Source organism: Kushneria pakistanensis (assembly GCF_014652795.1).
Taxonomy (GTDB): Bacteria; Pseudomonadota; Gammaproteobacteria; order Pseudomonadales; family Halomonadaceae; genus Kushneria; species Kushneria pakistanensis.
This window is the reverse complement of record NZ_BMZM01000003.1, coordinates 200,621-222,580: the sequence shown is the minus strand read 5'-3', so window position 1 is coordinate 222,580 and position 21,960 is coordinate 200,621. Positions and strand designations below refer to the sequence as shown.

At 59.4% G+C, this 21,960-nt stretch carries 18 protein-coding genes; 1 reads left to right on the top strand and 17 read right to left on the bottom strand.

Annotated elements, in window-relative coordinates; all coding sequences use genetic code 11:
* Nucleotides 1-101 precede the first annotated feature (101 nt).
* Nucleotides 102-1,616, top strand: coding sequence for a Ppx/GppA phosphatase family protein (locus IE123_RS11480; RefSeq protein ID WP_189518333.1), 1,515 nt, complete (start codon nucleotides 102-104; stop codon nucleotides 1,614-1,616).
* Here the strand turns inward: IE123_RS11480 and tilS are convergent.
* The 17 genes from tilS to tsf form a co-directional block, all read right to left on the bottom strand.
* Nucleotides 1,596-2,912 (bottom strand): tRNA lysidine(34) synthetase TilS, encoded by a 1,317-nt coding sequence (tilS, locus tag IE123_RS11475; protein ID WP_189518331.1) that lies wholly within the window; start codon nucleotides 2,910-2,912, stop codon nucleotides 1,596-1,598. The two genes, IE123_RS11480 and tilS, sit on opposite strands and share 21 nt — an antisense overlap.
* Before the next feature lie 129 nt (nucleotides 2,913-3,041).
* Complete coding sequence (accA, locus tag IE123_RS11470) at nucleotides 3,042-3,995, bottom strand: acetyl-CoA carboxylase carboxyl transferase subunit alpha (protein ID WP_189519101.1); 954 nt, start codon at nucleotides 3,993-3,995, stop codon at nucleotides 3,042-3,044.
* Nucleotides 3,996-4,195: 200 nt separating this feature from the next.
* Nucleotides 4,196-7,705: a DNA polymerase III subunit alpha gene (gene dnaE, locus IE123_RS11465; protein WP_189518330.1), complete on the bottom strand. Its 3,510-nt coding sequence runs from the start codon at nucleotides 7,703-7,705 to the stop codon at nucleotides 4,196-4,198.
* A 143-nt stretch (nucleotides 7,706-7,848) separates the two neighbouring features.
* Nucleotides 7,849-8,481 (bottom strand): ribonuclease HII, encoded by a 633-nt coding sequence (rnhB, locus tag IE123_RS11460; protein WP_229819721.1) that lies wholly within the window; start codon nucleotides 8,479-8,481, stop codon nucleotides 7,849-7,851.
* Between the two features lie 20 nt (nucleotides 8,482-8,501).
* Entirely contained in the window at nucleotides 8,502-9,632 is a 1,131-nt protein-coding gene (gene lpxB / locus IE123_RS11455) for a lipid-A-disaccharide synthase (RefSeq protein WP_189518328.1), read from the bottom strand.
* A 31-nt stretch (nucleotides 9,633-9,663) separates the two neighbouring features.
* Complete coding sequence (lpxA, locus tag IE123_RS11450) at nucleotides 9,664-10,434, bottom strand: acyl-ACP--UDP-N-acetylglucosamine O-acyltransferase (RefSeq protein WP_189518326.1); 771 nt, start codon at nucleotides 10,432-10,434, stop codon at nucleotides 9,664-9,666.
* Entirely contained in the window at nucleotides 10,431-10,874 is a 444-nt protein-coding gene (gene fabZ / locus IE123_RS11445; RefSeq protein ID WP_189518324.1) for a 3-hydroxyacyl-ACP dehydratase FabZ, read from the bottom strand. Before fabZ ends, lpxA begins: the two co-directional genes overlap by 4 nt.
* 137 nt (nucleotides 10,875-11,011) lie before the next feature.
* Nucleotides 11,012-12,052 (bottom strand): UDP-3-O-(3-hydroxymyristoyl)glucosamine N-acyltransferase, encoded by a 1,041-nt coding sequence (lpxD, locus tag IE123_RS11440; protein WP_189518322.1) that lies wholly within the window; start codon nucleotides 12,050-12,052, stop codon nucleotides 11,012-11,014.
* Nucleotides 12,053-12,074: 22 nt separating this feature from the next.
* On the bottom strand, nucleotides 12,075-12,581 hold the full coding sequence (locus IE123_RS11435) for an OmpH/Skp family outer membrane protein (protein ID WP_189518320.1): 507 nt from the start codon (nucleotides 12,579-12,581) through the stop codon (nucleotides 12,075-12,077).
* A gap of 46 nt (nucleotides 12,582-12,627) precedes the next feature.
* Entirely contained in the window at nucleotides 12,628-14,961 is a 2,334-nt protein-coding gene (bamA, locus tag IE123_RS11430; protein WP_189518318.1) for an outer membrane protein assembly factor BamA, read from the bottom strand.
* 287 nt (nucleotides 14,962-15,248) lie between these two features.
* Entirely contained in the window at nucleotides 15,249-16,598 is a 1,350-nt protein-coding gene (gene rseP / locus IE123_RS11425) for a sigma E protease regulator RseP (protein ID WP_189518316.1), read from the bottom strand.
* Nucleotides 16,599-16,600: 2 nt separating this feature from the next.
* A complete protein-coding gene (gene ispC, locus IE123_RS11420) occupies nucleotides 16,601-17,791 on the bottom strand; it encodes a 1-deoxy-D-xylulose-5-phosphate reductoisomerase (protein WP_189518314.1) in 1,191 nt (396 codons plus the stop codon).
* Between the two features lie 87 nt (nucleotides 17,792-17,878).
* On the bottom strand, nucleotides 17,879-18,676 hold the full coding sequence (locus IE123_RS11415) for a phosphatidate cytidylyltransferase (RefSeq protein WP_189518312.1): 798 nt from the start codon (nucleotides 18,674-18,676) through the stop codon (nucleotides 17,879-17,881).
* Nucleotides 18,669-19,412 (bottom strand): polyprenyl diphosphate synthase, encoded by a 744-nt coding sequence (gene uppS, locus IE123_RS11410; protein ID WP_189518310.1) that lies wholly within the window; start codon nucleotides 19,410-19,412, stop codon nucleotides 18,669-18,671. The genes IE123_RS11415 and uppS overlap by 8 nt, the downstream gene beginning before the upstream one ends.
* A gap of 64 nt (nucleotides 19,413-19,476) precedes the next feature.
* Nucleotides 19,477-20,034 carry a ribosome recycling factor gene (gene frr, locus IE123_RS11405; RefSeq protein WP_189518308.1) on the bottom strand — a complete coding sequence of 186 codons (558 nt, stop codon included), beginning with the start codon at nucleotides 20,032-20,034 and terminating at the stop codon, nucleotides 19,477-19,479.
* 16 nt (nucleotides 20,035-20,050) lie between these two features.
* Nucleotides 20,051-20,803, bottom strand: coding sequence for a UMP kinase (gene pyrH / locus IE123_RS11400; RefSeq protein WP_189518306.1), 753 nt, complete (start codon nucleotides 20,801-20,803; stop codon nucleotides 20,051-20,053).
* 162 nt (nucleotides 20,804-20,965) lie between these two features.
* A complete protein-coding gene (gene tsf, locus IE123_RS11395) occupies nucleotides 20,966-21,835 on the bottom strand; it encodes a translation elongation factor Ts (RefSeq protein WP_189518304.1) in 870 nt (289 codons plus the stop codon).
* Nucleotides 21,836-21,960: the final 125 nt, after the last annotated feature.

Here is a 21,960-nt window from a genome sequence, read left to right as displayed (position 1 = left end):
CATGATATCAGCCTGACATCACTCTTTGGCGAACCACTACCTGACCGGATGGTCCTGTCCCGCAAGCCCTGCGAGGCCAGCAACGCCATGGATATCGGCACATGACGCATTTTCAGACAATCCCTTCCTCCGGCCCCCTGCGCCTGGCCGCCGTGGATCTGGGTTCCAACAGCTTCCACCTGCTGATCGTGGATGCCGAAAACGGCTATTTTACCGAGCTTGAAAAGTGCAGCCGCAAGGTACAGCTGGCCGCCGGGCTTGATGATCAGGGACAGCTTGACGAGCAGGTCATGATGCGCGCCCTGGCATGCCTGAAAGAGTTTGGCACCATCATCGATGAACACCGGGTCGACCGGTTGCGGGTGGTCGGCACCAATGCCCTGCGCTCGGCAGCCAACAGCATCGACTTTGTCATTCGCGCCGAGCAGTGTCTGGGCCAGCGCATCGAGACCATTTCAGGCCGTGAAGAAGCACGCCTGATCTATCAGGGCGCCTCGACCGCGTGGCAGGACGAGACAGACAATTGCCTGGTCGCCGATATCGGCGGCGGGTCCACCGAGCTGATCGTAGGGACCGGTACGCGTGCCCTGGCACTGGAAAGTCTGGAAATGGGCTGCGTATCCTACACCCGGCGCTTCTTTGAAAGCGGCGACATTACCGAAACCACCATGCAGCGCGCCGAACAGGCCGCGCTGCTGGAGCTGGCCAATATCACCACCCACTATCGTCGGCTGGGCTGGCAGCGGGCCATCGGCACCTCCGGCACCATCAAGGCCGCCGCCGCCACGCTCAGGGCGATCCATCCGCGCCTCAAAAAGGGCGAGATCACCCGGGAGGGTCTGGCCGAGCTACGCCAGCACCTGATCGCGCTGGGCCATCTTGATCGGGTCAGCATGGCCGGACTCAAGAGCAACCGCGCACGGGTGTTTCCGGCAGGCATTGCCATTTTAAGCGCGATCTTTCAGGCAATGAATCTGAAGCACATGCAGCACACCAATGGCGCGCTTCGCGATGGTGTTCTGCTGGATCTGCTGGCGCGCGATACCCGTCATGACGTGCGCTATACCACTCTGGGCGACATGCAGCGTCAGTATCAGGTAGATAGTCAGCACGCCGAGCACGTGGCGGCCACGGCGCTGGCACTGTTTGATCAGCTGGACACTTCATGGGCGCCGGATAGCGAGTCCCGCCAGCTGCTGGAACAGGCCGCCATGGTCCATGAAATCGGTCTGGGAGTGGCCCATAACCGCTATCACCAGCATGGCAGCTACCTGCTTACCCACAGCGACATGCCGGGCTTTTCATTGCCTGATCAGCTGGCACTTGCCTGGCTGGTACAGGCGCATCGTCGCCAGCTGCCCGAACCGCTTCAGGAACATCGAGCAGCGCTGCCCTCAAACGAGCTCGTGCGCCTGGCCCGCCTGTTGCGTCTGGCCGTCGTGCTCTGTCGAACGCGCGACCCGGCCAATGACTGGCAGCCACAGCTGCACGCCGACGATGAAAGCCTGTCACTGACCTTCCCACAGCCGATACCGGAACTACTGCGCGAGGATCTGGCGCTGGAGCAGCAGTGGCAACAAAGCGCCGGGCTGGCGCTATTGATCAACACACCCTGAGTCGGCGTGAGCATCCCCCCTTTCCAGCGTCCAGCCATCGGCCGCCAGCGGCAACGGCCCCAGCACGCCTGCCAGGCTATTGCCATGCCACGCAACCACGATCCGACCGCGTTGCCATGGCGGTATGCCATGCTCCTGCAACAGCTTTTTGAGCGGGCGGTGCTGCCCGTTCAACCGCAGCTTCTCCCCCCCTGCCCGAGGCGCAAGAATCAGTACGTCCTCATGACCTGCCAATGGCTGCAACCGATCACTGATAGTGCCCAGCGGCGTCTCAACCGGCGTTTTACCCTTCCATTCAATTGACCATACCTGATCGGAGGAATGGAGCTCGCTGTCAGCCAGCAGAAAAAGCGTTTCTCGCCAGAGGCGGGCCTGAGCGCCGGGCCAGACCACCTGCATCTGACGATCTACGCCGGCACGGGCCAGCTGATCCAGCAGGGTATCCAGCCGGTTACGCGGCGGCGATACCAGGCCCAGACGCTTCAGGGCAGTATCAATGACCAGACGCTGTCTGGGCCGACTCAAATGACACAGCGGTGCGCGTGGCAGACGATGCGGTGCCCCACCCAGGGCCGCCAGATCCATCTCCGCCAGCACCTGCAAGAGCTCATCGGCCTCGCGCAGATAGGTTGCGCTGCGCGCCATCTGCTCGGCGGCAGCCGGCCAGCGCTTGGCCAATGGCGTCATGATTTGATGTCGCAGATAGTTGCGGTCCTGAATGTCCTCATCATTGGTGGGATCGTCACACCAGACGATGGCCTCCCCGGCCAGACAGGCATCGATCTCGTGACGCGATGCGTCAAGCAGCGGCCGCTCAAGCCAGCCCTTGCCCAGCGCCCGGCGTGCGGGCATGCCGGCCAGTCCGCGCACGCCGCTGCCCCGCATCAGGCGATACAGCAGTGTTTCGGCCTGATCTTCCTGATGATGTGCCATCCAGAGGGTATCGCCCGGTGCCAACAGCGCTTCAAACGCACCGTAGCGCGCACGCCGGGCATCGGCTTCAAGCCCCCCACAACCCTCCAGCGACACACGCTCGACATGAAGGGGGACATTCAGCTGCTCGCAGACACACCGCGCCGTATCCACAAAGGCATCGGCCGCCGGTTGCAGCCCATGATGGATATGAACGGCTCGCAGGATAATATCGGGGTAGCGTTGCACCACGCGTGCAGCCAGCAGCAGGAGACAGGTACTGTCACGGCCGCCCGAGAGTGCCACCCAGAGCACGGATGACGCCGCACGGGCATGCAGCGCCGCCATGGCCTCCTCAATGCGTTCCTCAAGCGATGGCCTCATGACCGGACACTCTCTGCTCGGCGGTTTTGACAAGGCACGCAGATCACTGACACCCACGGCAATATTCACCATCAAAAACGGGAAGGCAGAGCCTTCCCGTTTTGCATGCACCCTTGATGACAGCCTCGATCAATCGAGAGCACCGTAGCTCATCAGGCGCTCGTAACGACGCTCGAGCAGGGACTGGGTATCCATGGCCTGGAGCACATCAAGCTGGTGCAAAAGAGAGCTCTTGAGGCGGCGGCCCATTTCGGCCATGTGACGATGCGCGCCACCCAGCGGCTCCTCGATCAGTGTGTCGACAAAGCCCAGCTCCTTGAGCCGGGTTGCCGTAATGCCCATCGCCTGAGCGGCATCCGAGGCACGGTCGGCACTTTTCCAGAGAATCGAGGCGCATCCTTCCGGCGAGATGACCGAGTAGGTCGAAAACTGCAGCATGGCCAGCGAATCACATACGCCAATCGCCAGCGCACCACCGGAGCCACCCTCACCGATGACGGTCGAGATGATGGGGGTTTTCAGACGCGACATGACCGCCAGATTACGCGCAATCGCCTCACTCTGACCACGCTCCTCGGCATCGATGCCCGGATAGGCCCCGGGGGTGTCGATGAAGGTCAGGATGGGCATGTGAAAGCGCTCGGCCATTTCCATCAGGCGGCAGGCCTTGCGATAGCCTTCCGGGCGCGGCATGCCGAAGTTGCGGCGCACCTTGTCCTTGACCGTGCGGCCCTTCTGATGACCGATGACCATCACGGGGCGATCATCAAGACGCGCGACACCACCGACCAGGGCGGCATCATCGGCAAAGCTGCGATCACCATGCAGCTCATCAAATTCAGTAAAGATTTCAGCAAGATAGTCCAGCGTATAGGGACGCTGGGGATGACGGGACAGCTGAGAGACCTGCCACGAGGTCAGATCGCGAAAGATCTGCTCGGTCAGCTTGCGGCTCTTGTCCTCAAGCTTGGCAATCTCGTCACTGATGTTGATCTTGCTGTCGTTGCCCACCAGCCGCAGTTCTTCGATCTTGGCCTGCAGTTCGGCAATCGGCTGTTCAAAGTCGAGATAATTGGGATTCATAGGGGTCGTCACAGAGCTCTTTCATCAACGCGAGCAGCGCAGGGCATGCACGACAGTATCGGCCTGGACCGTCGCGGCACAGGCAGGCAGCGCACGGCGTCGGTGAATCGGTGGGCCATTATCCCATTGTGGGCGTTGGGTGCAACCATGAGACGACATCCTTTGTTCTGCGATGTCGTCTCCACCATGTTTCAAGAGCCTCAGCGATAGCAGAGTCTGACCTCGGGATGGCCTTCCACGCCCTCCTGCAGCCCGGTGATCAACTCATCACAGGGCGATACTCGCCACTGCGGATCAAACTCGAGGCAACCGCCGGCCTGACTATTGCGATACTGAAGCCGAATGGGCAGCCCCTCCTGATTCAGGTGTGGCGTCAGCCGGTCCATGAGCGTACGGCTGAAACGTCCATTGATGCGCGTAGCATCAATGCTGATCTCGAGCGCCTCACCAAAGCGCGCACGCGCCTCGACCATGGGGGTGACTTCCTTTGCCCGCAGACGCAGCCCGCCAGAATAGTCGTCCAGACTGACCTCACCTTCGAGAATCACCACCCGGTCCGCCGCCAGGTGCTGGCGTACCTGATCATAAAGCTCGCCAAACAGGGAGGCCTCGATACGACTGGTACGGTCATCAAGGGTGACAAAGGCAATGGTATCGCCACGCTTTGACTTCATGGTACGCATGGCCACGATCAGTCCGGCCACACGCTGGGGCTCGCGCGAGGGCTTGAGATCAACAATACGGGTCGAGACAAAGCGCTTGAGCTCGGCTTCATACTCATCGATCGGATGGCCGGTCAGATAGAGCCCCAGGGTGTCCTTTTCACCAGCCAGACGATCCCGGTCACTCCAGTTGCGCGCGCCACGATGATCGCTGTAGACATCGACCCCGTCTTCTTCTTCGCAGACGAATGCCTCGCCGAACATGTCCATCATGCCGATGCTGGCGTTGTTCTGACTCTGTGATGCCGCCCGCAGCGCATCTTCCAGCGCCGAGAACAATACCGCGCGCGACGGGCCCAGATGATCCAGTGCCCCGGAGCGAATCAGCGCTTCCAGGGTACGCTTGTTCATGCGCTTGCCATCAATGCGCCGGCAGAAGTCAAAGAGGTCCTGGAAGGGACCGTCAGCTTCACGCGCCTCGACAATGGCACCGATCGGGCCTTCACCCACACCGCGAATGGCGCCCAGCCCGTAGACGACCTGTCCCTGTTCGTTGACGCTGAAGCGGTAGCTGCCAATGTTGACGTCGGGCGGCGTCACGGTCAGTCCCATGCGTCGGCACTCCTCGATCAACGGCACCACCTTGTCCAGGTTGTCCATTTCGGTCGAGAGCACCGCCGCCATGAAGGGTGCCGGATAGTGCGCCTTGAGCCAGGCGGTCTGATAGGAGACCAGGCCATAGGCCGCCGAGTGCGACTTGTTAAAGCCGTAGCCGGCAAATTTCTCTACCAGATCAAAGAGGTTGCCGGCCAGATCGGCATCGATGCCGTTGTTGGCACAGCCGTCCATGAAACCGGCGCGCTGCTTGGCCATCTCCTCGGGCTTTTTCTTGCCCATGGCACGACGCAACATGTCGGCCTGACCCAGGCTGTAGCCGGCCAGCACCTGAGCGATCTGCATCACCTGTTCCTGATAGAGGATGATGCCGTAGGTGGGCTCCAGCACACTCTTGAGCCACTCATGCTGGTAATCCGGATGGGGATAGGCAAGCTCCGCCCGACCGTGCTTTCGATTGATGAAGTCGTCCACCATACCCGACTGCAGCGGCCCCGGACGAAACAGGGCCACCAGAGCGATCATGTCCTCCAGCGAATCGGGCTGAAGGCGCTTGATCAGCTCCTTCATGCCGCGTGATTCCAGCTGGAACACGGCCGTGGTCTCGGCCTTTTTCAGCATGTCAAAGGTCGGTTTGTCATCAAGCGGGATGGTGGCGATATCCAGCGCTCCCTGCCCCTTTCGCGCCCGGACCGTATCGACCATCTCGAGCGCCCAGTCGATGATGGTCAGCGTACGAAGCCCCAGGAAGTCGAACTTGACCAGCCCGGCCTCCTCGATGTCGTTCTTGTCATACTGCACCATCAGCCCGCTGCCATCCTCGTCGCACAAGAGCGGCGAGAAATCCGTCAGGCTGGTGGGGGCAATCACGACACCCCCGGCATGCTTGCCCGTACCGCGGGTAATGCCTTCCAGTCGGCGCGCCATATCCCAGATTTCCTGGGCATCTTCATCGACTTCCAGAAATTCGCGCAGCGCGCTTTCCTGCTCGTGCGCCTTGGCAAGCGTCATCCCGACTTCAAAGGGAATGAGCTTGGAGAGCTTGTCACCCAGCGAATAGGGCTTGCCCTGGGCACGCGCCACATCACGCACCACGGCCTTGGCGGCCATGGTGCCAAAGGTCACGATCTGCGATACGGCATTACGCCCATAGCGGTCGGCCACGTAATCGATGACCCGGTCGCGCTTTTCCATGCAGAAGTCGACGTCAAAGTCGGGCATCGAGACACGTTCGGGGTTAAGAAAGCGCTCGAACAGCAGATCATATTCCAGCGGGTCGAGATCGGTGATCTCGAGCGCGTAGGCCACCAGCGAGCCGGCACCGGAACCACGCCCCGGTCCAACGGGCACGTCGTTCTGCTTGGCCCAGCGAATGAAGTCCATGACGATCAGAAAGTAGCCGGGAAAACCCATCTGATTGATGATTCTGAGCTCGAAATCCAGCCGCTTGCGATACTCGGGCTCGTGCTCTTCACGCGAGCGCCCGGGATAGATGGGTCGCTCGCCGCCAAACAGCAGGTCCAGACGCCGGCTCAGACCATCATGGGAAAGCTCACAGAAGAACTCCTCCATGGTCTGGCCTTCCGGTACCGGATACTCGGGCAGAAAGATCTCGCCCAGACGCATCTCGACGCTGCAGCGCGCGGCGATATGGACACTGTTTTCCAGCGCTTCGGGAATGTCGGCAAAAAGCTCTGCCATCTCCTCGGGCGTCTTGAAATACTGCTCTTCGGTGTAACGCGTCTCACGCCGGGGATCATCCAGCGCCTTGCCCTCGGCAATCGATACCCGGGTCTCATGCGCCCAGTATTCCTCGCGCGACAGAAAGCGAACATCATTGGTAGCCACCACCGGCGTGCCGGTGTCCATGGCAAGCTGCACGGAGAGATGCAGGCACTCTTCGTCGTTTTCACGCGCCGTGCGCTGCAGCTCCAGATAGAAACGATCCGGGAAAAAGCGCTGCCATTCGGTGAGTAGCTCGCGGGCTGTCTCAAGATGCCCGTGCAGCAGGTAACGGCCGATCTCGCCTTCGCGGGCGCCGGAGAGCGCAATCAGCCCGTCGCTCTGCTCAAAGATCCACTCCTTGTGGAGATAGGCGCGCCCCTGTTGCTGACCATGCTGCCACGCCCGTGAAATCAGCTCGGTCAGATTGAGATAGCCCGTCTGGTTCATGGCCAGCAGGGTCAGACGATACGGATGCGCGGGGTCCTGGGCATTGTAGATCCAGACATCGCTGCCCACGATCGCCTTGAGTCCCGCCGCCTGGGCCTGCTTGTAGACCTTGACCAGCCCGAACAGATTGGTTTCATCGGTAACCGCCAGCGCAGGCTGACCAACGTCGACCGCCTTCTGGGTCAACGCCTTGAGCCGGATCAGCCCATCGGTCAGCGAATATTCACTGTGCAGGCGCAAATGTACAAAGGGCGTGGTCATGGGTGCAGGCTCGCTCTAGTCAACTAATAACATCAGTCAACGAATGACTTCAGGGAACACCGGACTGGCAACGCCATGGTACCGATGAGAACCATTGCCGGACCAGTAGTCCGGCAGGAAGAGGTAGATACTTGCTACAGGACTCAGTCCTGCAGCAGCGCCCTGACAGGCCGAAAGGAGCGTCGATGCTCGGGCAGCGGGCCCAGCCGTGCCAGCGCGTCCAGATGTGCCCGGGTCGGATATCCCTTGTGGGCGGCAAAGCCGTATTCGGGATGGCGGGCATCAAGGGCCTGCATCTGGGCATCGCGCGCGACTTTGGCCACGATCGAGGCCGCAGCAATGGCCGCGACCCGGCCATCGCCCTTGACGACGGCCTGACCCGGCAGGTGATGACCGGGCAGACGGTTGCCATCGACGAGCAGATATTCAGGCGTGATTGAGAGGCCATCAATGGCACGACGCATGGCCAGGTGCGTGGCGTGATGAATATTGAGCGTATCGATTTCACCGGAGGTGGCCTCCCCCAGCGACACCGCCAGCGCCAGGTCACGAATCTGGCGCGCCAGGTGTTCGCGACGTGCAGGTGTCAGCTTTTTCGAATCCATCAATCCTTCAATGGGGCGCTCGGGGTCGAGTATGACGGCACAGGCGACCACCGTGCCAATCAGCGGGCCGCGACCCACCTCATCAACGCCCGCCAGGCGCCAGCCCTGATAGGGAATGACGAGCGGCGGATGCTCGGCATTCGGGGTCATGATTTCGGGAATAAAGTTCATGGGTCCAGGGAGGTGCTGTTTCAGTGTGGCCGGGCCATCAGCTCACTGATGGCCTGGGCGGCTCGCGCGCTGGCGCCACGTTGAAGCGTTCGGTGCATGGCAACAAAACGCTCGGTCAGCGCGCGGGCCTCAATATCGTTTTCAAGCATGGGGGTCAGGGCTGCCGCAATGGCCTCGCCAGTGGCGTCATCCTGAATCAATTCGGGTACCAGACTCTCCTGCGCAATCAGATTGGGCAGGGAAATCCAGCGTGTCTTGACCATACGTCGCGCAATCTGCCAGGTCACGGGGGCCATGCGATAGGCCACCACCATGGGACGGTGACAGAGCATGGCTTCCAGCGCAGAAGTGCCCGAGGTCAGAAGCACGGCGTTGGACGCCGTCATGACCTCCCACGCGCGACCGTCTACCACCGTAATGTTCTGCTCCGCCACCCCGTGGGCCAGCAATTCCTGGCGTCGCGCGGGCGTGGCGGCAGGCATGACCACCGCCAGGTCGGGCAGGCGCTGTCTCAAAAGTCGGATGGCCTCGAGAAACACGGGTGTCATGAAGCCGATTTCACTGCCGCGTGAACCCGGCAGCACGGCCAGTACACGGGCACTGTCATCAAGGCCCAGCGCGCGCCGCGCCTGGTGGCGGTCATTGTCCAGCGGTAACTCTTCGGCCAGCGGATGCCCCACAAAACGGACGGGCACATCGTGATGCTCGTAAAACTCGGCCTCAAAGGGCAGAAAGGTCAGCATCATGTCGACGGCGCGACGAATCTTTTTGACTCGCCCCTGACGCCAGGCCCAGACCGAAGGGCTGACGTAGTGTGCCGTGGTCATGCCCTGCGCCCTGAGCTGTGCTTCAAGGCCCAGATTGAAGTCCGGCGCGTCGATGCCGATCATGATATCGGCAGGCCACGCAAGCGCTTCGCGCCTTAAATGTCGACGCACGCCCACGAGTCTGGGGAGGTGTTTGAGCACCTCGACAAGCCCCATGATGGAAAGGGTTTCCAGCGGGTAGAGGCTATCAAGCCCCTCCTCGATCATTCGGGGCCCACCAATGCCACGAAAGCTCACATTCTCATGGCGGCGCTTGAGCTCGCGCATCAGTGTCGCCCCCAGGATATCACCCGAGAGCTCACCGGCTACCAGAAAAACGCGCATCGTGGTTATCTCCAGCGAGAAGCCTTCGCCATCAGCGCGTCAGGCCACGCGATGAGCTTTTCAGCGAATCGATAAAGACATTGAGCCAGGCACTGCGATTTTCCTGCTGATCCAGCGCTTCAAGCGCCTGAGCCAGGGTCTGCTGACTGCGAAACACCAGCTTGTAGGCACGACGCAGCTCACTGATCACGTCACTGTCAAAGCCACGGCGCTTGATGCCCTCGGCATTGAGTCCATGCGTGGCTGCCGGATTGCCGGTCACCATGACAAAGGCGGCAATATCCTTGGTAATGATGGAACCGCCTCCGCACATGGCGTAGGTGCCCACATGACAGAACTGGTGAACGGCAGACAGGCCACCCAGAATCACATTGTCACCAATATGAACGTGCCCACCCAGAGTCGCCTGGTTGGCAAGGATCACGTTGTCACCCAATACGCAGTCATGGGCAACATGGGCGTAAGCCATGAACAGTCCGCCACTGCCGATACGGGTAACGCCCTGGTCCTGCACGGTCCCCCGGTGAACGGTCACGCCTTCACGAAAGATATTGTTATCGCCAATTTCAAGGCGTGTGGGTTCACCACGATACTTCTTGTCCTGACAGTCTTCACCGATGGTCGCAAACTGGTAGACGCGATTATTGCGTCCCATGGTGGTGGGCCCTCTGACCACCACATGCGGCCCGATGACACTGCCGGCGCCGATCTCGACATCAGCACCGATCACACTGAACGGGCCGACCTCGACATCGTCAGCCAGCCGTGCGGCAGGATCGATGATGGCAGATGGATGGATCAAGAGACTTTCCTCTCGGCACAGATGATATCGGCTTCACAAACCACTTCACCATTGACGTGCGCGCGACAGGCGAACTTCCAGATGCCGCGGCGCGCCTTGAGCATGCGTGCTTCCAGCGTCAACTGATCTCCCGGAAAGACCGGGCGCTTGAGACGAACATTATCACTGCCAACATAATAATAGATGTAGCCATCGGCAGGGCGTTTGTCGACGGTCTTGAAGCCGAGAATACCGGCTGCCTGTGCCAGTGCCTCAATGATCAGAACGCCCGGCATGATGGGATGGCCAGGGAAATGCCCCTGAAAGAAGGGCTCGTTGTAGCTGACATTCTTGCAGGCCGTAATACACTCGCCCAGCTCCAGCGCAGTAACGCGATCCACGAGCAAAAACGGGTAACGATGGGGGAGATATTCCTGGATCTCGTTGATATCCATGACCATGGGCTCACAACCTCTGACAATAACGAAATGCCTGCCAATCCGGCAGGCATATGACTGGCGGCCGCATGGCCGACCATGATGATGTTTGCTGCCTCGACAGCAATGGAAAACCACTTGTGCCAGCGGTTTGAGAGCGCTTATTCACCCTCGCTCTGGCGTTCAAGACGGGTAATTCTTCTGGCCAGCTGATCGAGCTGTTTAAAGCGCACGGCATTCTTGCGCCACAGCGCGTTGGGCATTGAGCCGGTACCCGAGGAATAGACGCCGGGCTCATCGATGGAATTGGTGACAAGACTCATGCCGGTCACATTCACACCATCGCAGAGCGTCAGATGACCGGCGAGACCAACCCCGCCACCGAGCTGACAATGACGACCGACATGCGTGGAGCCGGCGATGCCGACACAGCCTGCCAGTGCACTGTGATCGCCGATATGCACGTTATGGGCAATCTGTACCTGTGAGTCGATCTTGACATCGTTGCCGATGACGGTGTCATCAAGCGCGCCGCGATCAATGCTGGTGCAGCTGCCGACCTCAACGTCATCGCCCAGGATCACGCCGCCGAGCTGTTCGATCTTGTGCCAGCGACTGCCATCATGGGCAAAGCCAAAGCCATCGCCACCGATAACGGCGCCACCGTGAATAATGGCGCGCGCACCGACAATGACACCGTGATAGAGCGTGACGCCTGAATGGATCAGGCTGTCATCCCCGACCGCACAGTACTCACCGATAACGCTATTAGCGCCGATCGTTACCCGATCACCCAGCGTAACACCGGCACCGATCACGGCATGCGCCGCCACGGTAACATCGCTGCCCAGCTGTGCACTGTCATCGATCACGGCCGTAGGATGGATGCCACCGCTCTGGCTGGGCAGCAACGGTGCAAAGCAGCGTGAGAGATGCGCATACCCCAGATAGGGGTTATCGATGGCCAGTGCTGGTACGGGACACTGGGATACCAGATCCGGATGCAGCATGACAGCAGCGGCATGCGTGCTCGCCAGATCCTTCAAATAGGCACGGTTGGCCAGAAAGGCAATATCCGTGGGCCCGGCATCGATCAGCGTCGACAGCCCCTCAACACGCACATTGCCATCCCCATGAAGAGTGGCGCCCAGACGCTGGGCCAGATCGGCGAGTGTATAACCTTGACTTGAATATCTTGTCATCTTGGTGGAGCGACGCGCGCCTTCAGTTGAGCGAGTTGAAGGTTTTGGTCACTTCCTGGGTCAGATCCAGCGCATCACCTGCATAAATCACGCTGTTACGATCGACCAGCACATCCACGTTGTGACGCTTGACCACCTGTTCGATGGCGCGATCGAGCTTGGGACGCGCCTGCTTCAGGAAGGCCTGCTCCTGCTCGGCACGCTTTTGTTCAAGCTGACCGCGCTGTTGCTGGAACTGACCGCCCTTCTGACGCAGCTGTTGCATGACGTTTTGCCGCTCGCTGTCGGACATGACGTCGCCATCGCTTTGCAGGCGCTGCTGGAGCTTCTGAACTTCCTCGCCCAGCGCCCTGACCTGCTGCTGCTGACTACCCAGCTGATTCTTGAGCTGATTCATCGACTGCTGGGCCGAATTGGTTTCCAGCAGGGCCTGCTGCCAGTCCAGTACTGCCACTTCGTTGGCCTGCGCAGCTCCCGCAGCCGTTCCCATCGCCCCGGTCATCGCCAGAGCCAGCATCCACTTACGCATTACTCAACTCCTGAAATTCGTATCATTGTAACGCAATGGCCAATGATCAGAAGGTCTGGCCCAGCGAAAACTGGAAGAACTGGGTATCGTCGTCATCCTTTTTATTGATGGGACGTGCTACCGAGAAGGTCAGCGGGCCCACCGGTGTCAGCCAGGAAAGCCCAAGGCCAGCGCTATAACGAAGATCACCCAGGTCAACACCGGAGCTGCACTGGGAAGTACGACCCGACTCAACGGGGTAGCAATCACTCAGGAAGGTATTACCGGCATCGATGAAAAACGAGGTCTGTACCTGACGATGATCCTCGATAAAGGGCGTTGGGAAGATCAGCTCGGCTGACCCTTCCACCAGAATGTTCCCGCCCAGCGTATCATCATCACCCCGATTGCGTTCGGTCGTACGCTGACCCAGCGTGTTGCTGCGGAAACCGCGCACGGAACCCAGACCGCCCGAGTAGAAGTTCTCGTAAAACGGCAGATTGTCGGTACCGCCAAAGCTGTCGGCATACCCCAGCTCCGAGCGGAACTTGAGCGCCCACTCTTCGGTCTTGATCGGGAAGAGTTTCTGGCCCTGATAGCGCAGCTTGTAGAACTGCGCATCGCCACCGGCCGTTTCGACGGAAGCGTTCTGATAGCTGCCCGCCGTAGGCAATACGCCACGGTTGAGATTGTTGCGTGTCCAGCCGGCCGTCAGGCTGTAGGTGTTGAAATCCTTGCCTTCATCGTTGACGAACTGAACGATCTCAGAAGGAGAGTCGTCATAATCCTTGACCTTGAGCGTCTCAAGATTAAGGCCAAAGTTCAGACGAGACAGGTCACTGATCGGATAACCAAAGTTCACCCCACCACCGATGGCATCGGTCGAGTAGGTTGAAATATCGGAATCCTTATAGTCCGTCGAGCGGTAATACAGGTTGTAGCCGCGTGAAATACCATCCAGCGTCCAGTAGGGGTCGGTATAGCTGAAACGCAGGTTCTTGTAGTACTTGCTGGTTTGTGCGCCGATATCCACGCGGTTGCCCGTACCCAGGAAGTTGCGCTGGGACAGCGAGGCACCATAGATAATACCTTCGGACTGGGCGAAACCAAGGCTTGCCGAAATACTGCCCGAGGGCTGCTCTTCAACGTTATAGGTCACATCCAGCTGGTCGGGCGTATCGGCGACCGGCTGGGTATTGACCTCGACCTGACGGAAAAAGCCCAGACGCTCAAGACGTGCCTGAGAGTCGCTGATGGCGTCAGTGGAGGCCGGCGCCCCTTCCAGCTGGGTCATTTCACGACGCAGCACTTCATCGGCGGTGGTGGTATTACCACGGAAGTTGACGCGACGGACATAGGCACGCCGACCCGGATCAACGTTGAAGGTCACGTCGACCCGATCGTCGTTTTCATGAATATTGGGTACGGCTTCGATACGGGCAAAGGCAAAACCCTGCGCACCGAGCGCCTTGCGAAGCGCCTCTGAAGAGGCCGTCAGGTCCGACTGGGAGAATATCTCGCCGCTTTTGGCCTGAACCAGACTACGCGCCTCCTCATCGGACATTTCGATGTTGCCGGCGAAGTTGATATCGCCAAAGCGGTAGCGCTGGCCTTCATCGATATTGACCGTGACATAGATGGAGGACTTGTCAGGGCTGATCGATACCTGGGTGGAGTCGATGGAGAAATTGACGTAGCCACGATCCAGATACCATGAGCGCAACCGGTCCAGATCCCCCTGCAGCTGCTCTCGGGAATACTGATCGGACGAGAACCAGCCAAAGAACCAGCCCGGGCGATCCTCGAGCTCAAACTGTCCCTGCAGGGTTTCGTCGTCAAAGTCATGGTTACCCACGATATTGATCTGCTTAATGCGCGCCACGTTGCCTTCGTTGATATCGATATCAACCTGCACGCGGTTCTGGTCACGCTCGTGAACCGAGGTCGAAATACTGGCGCTGTAACGCCCCTGCCCCTGATAGACCCGCTCCAGCTCTCGCTGCATTTCTTCAAGCGTTGAGCGCTGAAGCACCTGACCTTCGGCCAGGCCTGCATCACTCAAGCCCTTTCTGAGCTGATCTTCGGGAATCTTGGAGTTACCTTTGATGTTGATGGTGGCGATGGAAGGCCGTTCATCAACATCAATGACCAGAACGTCGCCGTCCCGGCCCAATTGCACATCATCAAAAAGACCCGTGCTGAAAAGCGCTCTGCCGGCATTGGAGATCGATGCATCGTCGACAGTATCGTGAGCGGAAATGGGCAACGCATTGAATACGGTCCCCGCAGAAACACGCTGCAACCCTTCCACGCGAATATCGGAAACCTCGAAAGACACGGCAAACGCCGCCTGGGAGGCGCCCAGTAACAACACCGCCCAACCTGTAGTTCTAATCTTCATGCCGTCATTTCGCTTGTTACAGAATTCCGCCCACTCGGGGCCCGCTTGTGCTCGAGGTTCATGCCAATGCCCTGGTATGGTCAGACAAAAGGGAAACCGTTTCGTTTACCGACATTGATGCTCCGAGCGGGAAGGCAAGTATGACACTCCATGGACGCCAGCAGTAGTCGTCAACCACCCTGACGGGAACAGGCACCTTATACACAACCCCACCACCCTGACAAGCACGGACGTCCCGGGCTCGGTACAGAATTTGTAATGAATGCTCCCTGACAGCCACGAGGCTGTCAAAGACGCATGATGTCAAAATAAAACGCCATCAGCATCAGCGAGGCAACCAGGGCCATGCCGATGCGTAACCCAAACGCCTGCACCCGATCAGAGACCGGACGTCCGCGCACAAGTTCAATGATGTAATACACCAGATGGCCGCCATCCAGCACCGGCACTGGCAACAGGTTCAACACCCCGAGACTGATGGAGAGGTAGGCCAGAAAACTGATAAAGGTTTCAAACCCTGAGCGCGCCGAATCACCTGCCACGCGGGCAATCGTGATAGGTCCGGAAAGATTGGAAGGTGAAATCAGGCCGGTAATCATCTTGCCAATGGAGCCAATGGTCAGCGATGTCATCTCACCGGTACGCGAAAACGCCTGCCCCATGGCGCCCAGCGGCCCCCATGACAGCGTGCGCTGATACTCGGATGGCCAGCTGACGCTGCCCACGCCGGCGCCCATGAAGCCGGTCGCAACCCCATCCTGCTGGCGTGTCTCGGGCGTAATCGTCAGCATCATGTCGCGACCGTCGCGCTCTATGCGCATTTCAAGCGGTGTACCGGCAGATTGCTGTACCCGGGAGACCAGCGCCTCCCACTGTGATACCGGCTGTCCATCGACTGCCTTGATGCGATCCCCTGACTGGAGCCCGCCTCTTGCGGCCGGGCTATCGTCAAGGACCTGCCCGATGACAGGGGCAACCGCCGGGCGCCAGGGCGTAAATCCAAGCGTTCCCAGCGGTTCGGGCGGATCCTGGCGCGCCATGAAACGCTCAACCGGCAGCTGATGCTCCTCAAGTCGTCCCTGTGCGTCTCGTGTCGACACCTTCAGGTAGCCGCTGGTACCGATTTCGGCCACCAGCGCCAGGTTGACCCCACTCCAGTCCGGCGTCTGACGCCCCTGAATGGACACGATCTCCTGACCACTTTGCAGACCGCCGCGCGCTGCCGGTGAGTCCGGACTGACCTCACCCACCATGGGCACAATGGCGGTGGTGCCGACCATGAACATGAGCCAGTAGGCCGCCACCGCCAGAATGAAATTGGCCAGCGGCCCTGCAGCTACCACGGCAATGCGCTTGAGGACATGCTGACGATTGAATGCCAGATGCTGCTCGGACGCTGCCACGGGACCTTCACGTTCATCGAGCATCCTGACGTAGCCACCCAACGGAATGGCTGCCAGGGCAAATTCAGTACCGTGGCGATCCACCCGAGAGATCAGCGGCTTGCCAAACCCTACCGAAAAGCGCAGCACACGAATGCCGCAGCGCCGTGCCACCCAGAAATGACCGAACTCATGAATCGTGATCAAAAGCCCCAGAACCACGATCACTGCCAGAATATTTTGCAGGATACCCATGGTTATCCTCCGGCTGCCGTCATGGACATTGCATTGATAACGTTCTGTGCCTCATGACGGGCCAGACGGTCATGGGCCCAGATGATCTCAAGCTCATCGGCGCTGCGGGTTTCAATGCGTCCCATGACGGTTTCTACCACCACCGCGATATCGGTAAACCCGATGTTGCCTGCCAGGAAGGCCTCCACGGCAATCTCATTGGCCGCATTGAGCACGGCCGGCGCCGTCCCACCAGCCACCATCGCCTCTCGTGCCAGACGCAGACAGGGGAAGCGTTCGGTATCAGGTGTTTGAAAATCAAGGCGCGCCACGGCGAAAAGGTCCAGCGGTGCCACGCCGGCATCGATACGCTCGGGCCACGCCAGGGCGTGTGCAATCGGTGTACGCATGTCCGGATTACCCAGCTGCGCCAGTACCGAACCATCGCTGTAGGCCGCCATCGAATGAATCACACTTTGTGGATGGACGACCACATCGATCTGATCGGGTGTGGCATCAAACAGCCAGCAGGCTTCAATCAGCTCAAGTCCCTTGTTCATCAGCGTGGCACTATCAACCGATATCTTGCGCCCCATGGACCAGTTGGGGTGGGCGCAGGCCTGCTCTGGCGTCACCTGAGCCAGGGCCTGAACATCATGCTCACGAAAGGGGCCGCCGGAGGCAGTCAGCAGCAGTCGGGTAATGCCATGACGCTCAAGTCCGCCGCGATGCTCACGCGGCAGACACTGAAAGATGGCATTGTGCTCGGAATCCAGCGGTAAAAGTACAGCACCGGAACGCGCCACCTCACGCATGAACAGCGCCCCGCTCATGACCAGCGCTTCCTTGTTGGCCAACAGAATGCGTCGTCCTGCACGAACCGCTGCAAGCGTGGGCAACAGACCAGCAGCCCCCACGATGGCTGCGACAACAACCTCGGCCTCGGCAGCCACATCACACAGCGCTGCCTCACCCCAGCGAACCTGGGTGTCAACACCGTGCTCGCGCAGCTGCTCAGCCAGATGAAGGGCATCATTTTCGTAGCCGACGACTGCAAAGGCCGGACGATGCTGCAGGCATAGCGACAGCAGACTTTCAATGCTTGAGTGTGCCGTCAGGGCATGAAAACGGTAGCGATCAGGGTGGCGTGCGACGATATCGAGCGTGCTGGCCCCTACTGAACCGGTAGCGCCCAGAAGGGTTATGGTCTGCATGGCGGTTTCCCCGAAAGCGAACAGGATGTGAAGTAAATTCAAGGCTGCTGTCTCAGGACAGACAGCAGCGGGCAGGTCTGGCGCCGTTTAACCGATCCAGGGCGCCAGCAGGGCAAAAAGAGGAATGGCGGCCGTCAGGCTGTCGATCCTGTCCAGCAGCCCGCCGTGACCCGGCAGCAGATTGCCGGAGTCCTTGATACCGCGATAGCGCTTGAGCATGCTCTCATTGAGATCGCCCAGCACCGAGGCGGCCGTCACGATGGCAGTAATAATGATCAGCAGCAGGACCTGCCCCGGACCCATGCCCTGCCACAGCGCCATGAGCAGCGCCAGAAAGGCCGTGCCTGCCAGCGCCCCATAAACGCCTGCCCATGATTTGCCCGGGCTAACGTTGGGCGCCAGCTTGCGATTGCCAAAGGCACGTCCGGCAAAATAGGCTGCAATATCAGCACCCCAGACTACAAACAACACGTACAGGAGCCAGATCGGCGACTCCCGCAGCAGCAGCAGACCCACCCAGCAAGGCAGCAGTGCCCAGAGCCCCATGGCATAGCGCACACCACGGCTCTGCCATTGATCAACCTGTTGAGGATAGCTGACCACCCAGTACAGACAGAGCAGCCAGCCTGCCAGTGCAATCCAGAGCGGCCAGGTCTGCAGGGCCAGACCGGACGACCAGCCCAGCGCCATCAGGGCGATCACCGTGATCGTAAACAGGGCTCGGTCCTTGAGACTCTCGCCACCGGAAAGATTGGACCACTCCCAGGCAGAGCCTGCGACCAGCAGCCCCACGAAAGTGGCAAACCAGCCGCCGCCCAGCACAAAAAGCAGTATCAGTGACGTGGGCCCAATGGCCAGCGCTGTCAACACCCGTTGTTTAAGCACCCTGAACCTCGATCTGTTCGTCGGTCATGCCGAAACGTCGCTTGCGACCCGAATAAACGCCCAGCGCCTCATCAAAGGCATCGGCATCAAAATCGGGCCAGTAAAGCGGTGAAAAGTAAAATTCTGCATAGGCCATCTGCCAGAGAAGAAAATTACTGATGCGCTGCTCACCGCTGGTGCGAATACAAAGATCCACTTCCGGCACTTCGGTGGCGGCCATCTCGCGATCAAAAAGCGTCTCGTCGATATCATCCGCTGCCAGCTGACCGGCTTCCACCTGACGCGCCAATCGCTGCGCGGCGCAGGTAATATCCCAGCGACCGCCATAGTTGACCGCAATGATCAATCTCAGACCCTGGTTGTGACGCGTGAGATGCTCGGCACGCTCAATGGCACGATTAAGCGATGACGAGAGCCTTGAACGGTCACCGATGATACACAGACGAATACCGTTCTTGTGCAGCCGGGATACTTCACGCTTGAGCGCCATGATGAAAAGCTCCATCAGGGCGCTGACCTCCTGCGCCGGACGCTTCCAGTTCTCACTGGAAAAGGCAAACAGCGTCACGGCCTCCAGATGATGCTCGGCCGCACGCTTGATCACGGCCCTGACCGACTCTACCCCGGCATGGTGACCGCGTACGCCGGACAGCCCCCGGGCCTTGGCCCAGCGATTATTGCCGTCCATGATGATAGCCACATGCCGAGGCATGTTTGAAAACTTGTCAGGCGTCATGACTTCTCACTGCAGGCACGGCAAAAGCGCCGTGCCCTGAGTCGGATGGTTTCGGGCCCGGACCTCAGACCTGCATCAGATCGCTTTCCTTTTGCTCAAGCGACTTGTCGATCTCGGCAATGAAGCGGTCTGTCAGCTTCTGAATGCCATCCTGCGCCTGGCGCTCTTCATCTTCCGAAATTTCCTTCTGCTTGAGAAGGGATTTCAGATCGCCATTGGCATCGCGACGAATATTGCGCACGGCAACACGTGCATGCTCGGCCTCGGCGCGAGCCTGCTTCGTATAGCCCTTGCGGGTTTCTTCGGTCAGCGCGGGCATCGGCACGCGAATGACAGAGCCTGCCGTGGAGGGATTCAGGCCCAGATCTGCCGTCATGATGGCCTTTTCCACCTTGGGCACCATGGTCTTTTCCCACGGCACCACTGCCAGTGTCCGGGCATCCTCGACATTGACATTGGCCACCTGGGACAGCGGCATTTCCGAACCGTAATACTCAACGCGCACGGCATCGAGAATACTGGGATGTGCACGTCCGGTACGAATCTTGCCAAAGGTCGACTGCAGCGATTCAACGCTTTTCTGCATGCGGCTTTCGGCGTCTTTCTGGATCTCGTTGATCACTTTATAAATCCTCTGCTCAGCCTTTTTGTTCCACCGGGCCGTTATCGACGATAGTGCCTTCACGACCACCCATGACAAGATTCAATAGTGCGCCATGGCGCGTCATGTCAAAGACGCGAACCGGCATGTCATGGTCACGCACCAGGCAGATGGCGGTCAAATCCATGACGCCAAGCTTCTGATCGAGAACATCATCGTAGCTGAGTCGCTCGTACTTGGCGGCTTCGGGATGCTTGACGGGGTCCTTGTCGTAGACACCATCAACCTTGGTGGCCTTGATGACCACGTTGGCATCGATCTCGATACCGCGCAGGCAGGCAGCACTATCAGTCGTAAAGAAGGGATTACCGGTACCTGCCGAGAAAATGACGACATCACCGGAGGTCAGGTAGCGAATGGCCGTACGGCGATCATAATGCTCGACCACACCGCTCATGGGGATGGCAGACATGACACGCGAACGGATGTTGGCGCGCTCCAGCGCGTCACGCATGGCCAACGCATTCATGACCGTGGCCAGCATGCCCATGTGGTCACCGGTGACCCGGTCCATGCCGGCTTCATGCAGTGCTGCACCGCGAAACAGGTTACCACCGCCGATCACGATACCCACCTGGACACCAATGCCCACCAGCTGGCCGATCTCGAGCGCCATGCGATCCAGTACCTTTGGATCAATACCGAAGTCCTGTTCGCCTGTCAGCGCCTCACCTGAGAGCTTGAGCAGAATACGCTTGTACTTGGCGCTACGTTCAGTATTGGGGGGCATGTGACATCCTCCTGATGGCCCGAGGGGAGAAAACGTGATGTGTATTGCCGGTCATGACGGCAGTCGCCAGACCTGAGCAGATACGCGAAGGCGTGCGCGAACGCACGCCTTCAAAACGCCTGCCGCCGATGGCGACGGCAGACGGGGAAGCGACACGCCCGATCAGCTGCGGCGCGCCTGCTCCATGACTTCCTTGGCGAAGTCGACTTCTTCCTTCTCGATACCTTCGCCGACTTCAAAGCGCACAAAGCTAACAACTTCAGCGCCCGCCTGCTTGGCGTATTCGGCCACGGTCACATTCTGATCCTTGACGAAAGGCTGGTTGATCAGACTGTTTTCGGAAAGGTACTTCTTCAGACGACCCTGCACCATCTTTTCGGCGATTTCGGCAGGCTTGCCGGCCATGTCAGGCTGCGCCAGAATCACGGCCTTTTCACGATCCAGTTCTTCCTGAGCCATCTTTTCCGGATGGGAAACAGACGGGTTGATCGCGGCCACGTGCATGGCGATGTCGCGCGCGACGTCCTGATTGCCGCCGTTGAGCAGCGTGATGGCGCCGATACGATCGCCATGGACGTAGGCACCCAGACTGCCGCCTTCCGGTGCTTCGACCAGAATGGCGCGACGCACGGAGATGTTCTCGCCGATCTTTTGAACCAGCTGTGCACGGGCATCTTCCAGCTCGCCTTCCATGATGACGGCAACGTCATCAGAGCGCACGGTAAGCGCCTTGTTGATGACTTCGTTGGCGAAATTCTTGAAGTTGTCATCACGCGACACGAAATCGGTCTCGGAGTTGACTTCAAGCATGACGCCCAGCTTGCCATCGTCGGAAACGCGAGTCAGAACAGCGCCTTCCGCAGCCACACGGCCTGCCTTCTTGGCGGACTTCAGACCTGCATTCTTGCGCAGATTGTCGATCGCGGCTTCGATATCGCCGCCGGACTCGGAGAGTGCCTTCTTGCACTCCATCATGCCAAGCCCGGTGCGATCGCGTAGTTCCTTGACCAGAGATGCGCTGATAGCTGCCATGTCATGAACCTCTGTTGAATCATGTATTCGGTTCCGGACACGCCGGAACGAGAAGAAAAATCGGTAGCATTACTCAATGACAGTAGCAAGACAGACGGTCGAAGCGTTACCGCCACGTTCTGCTG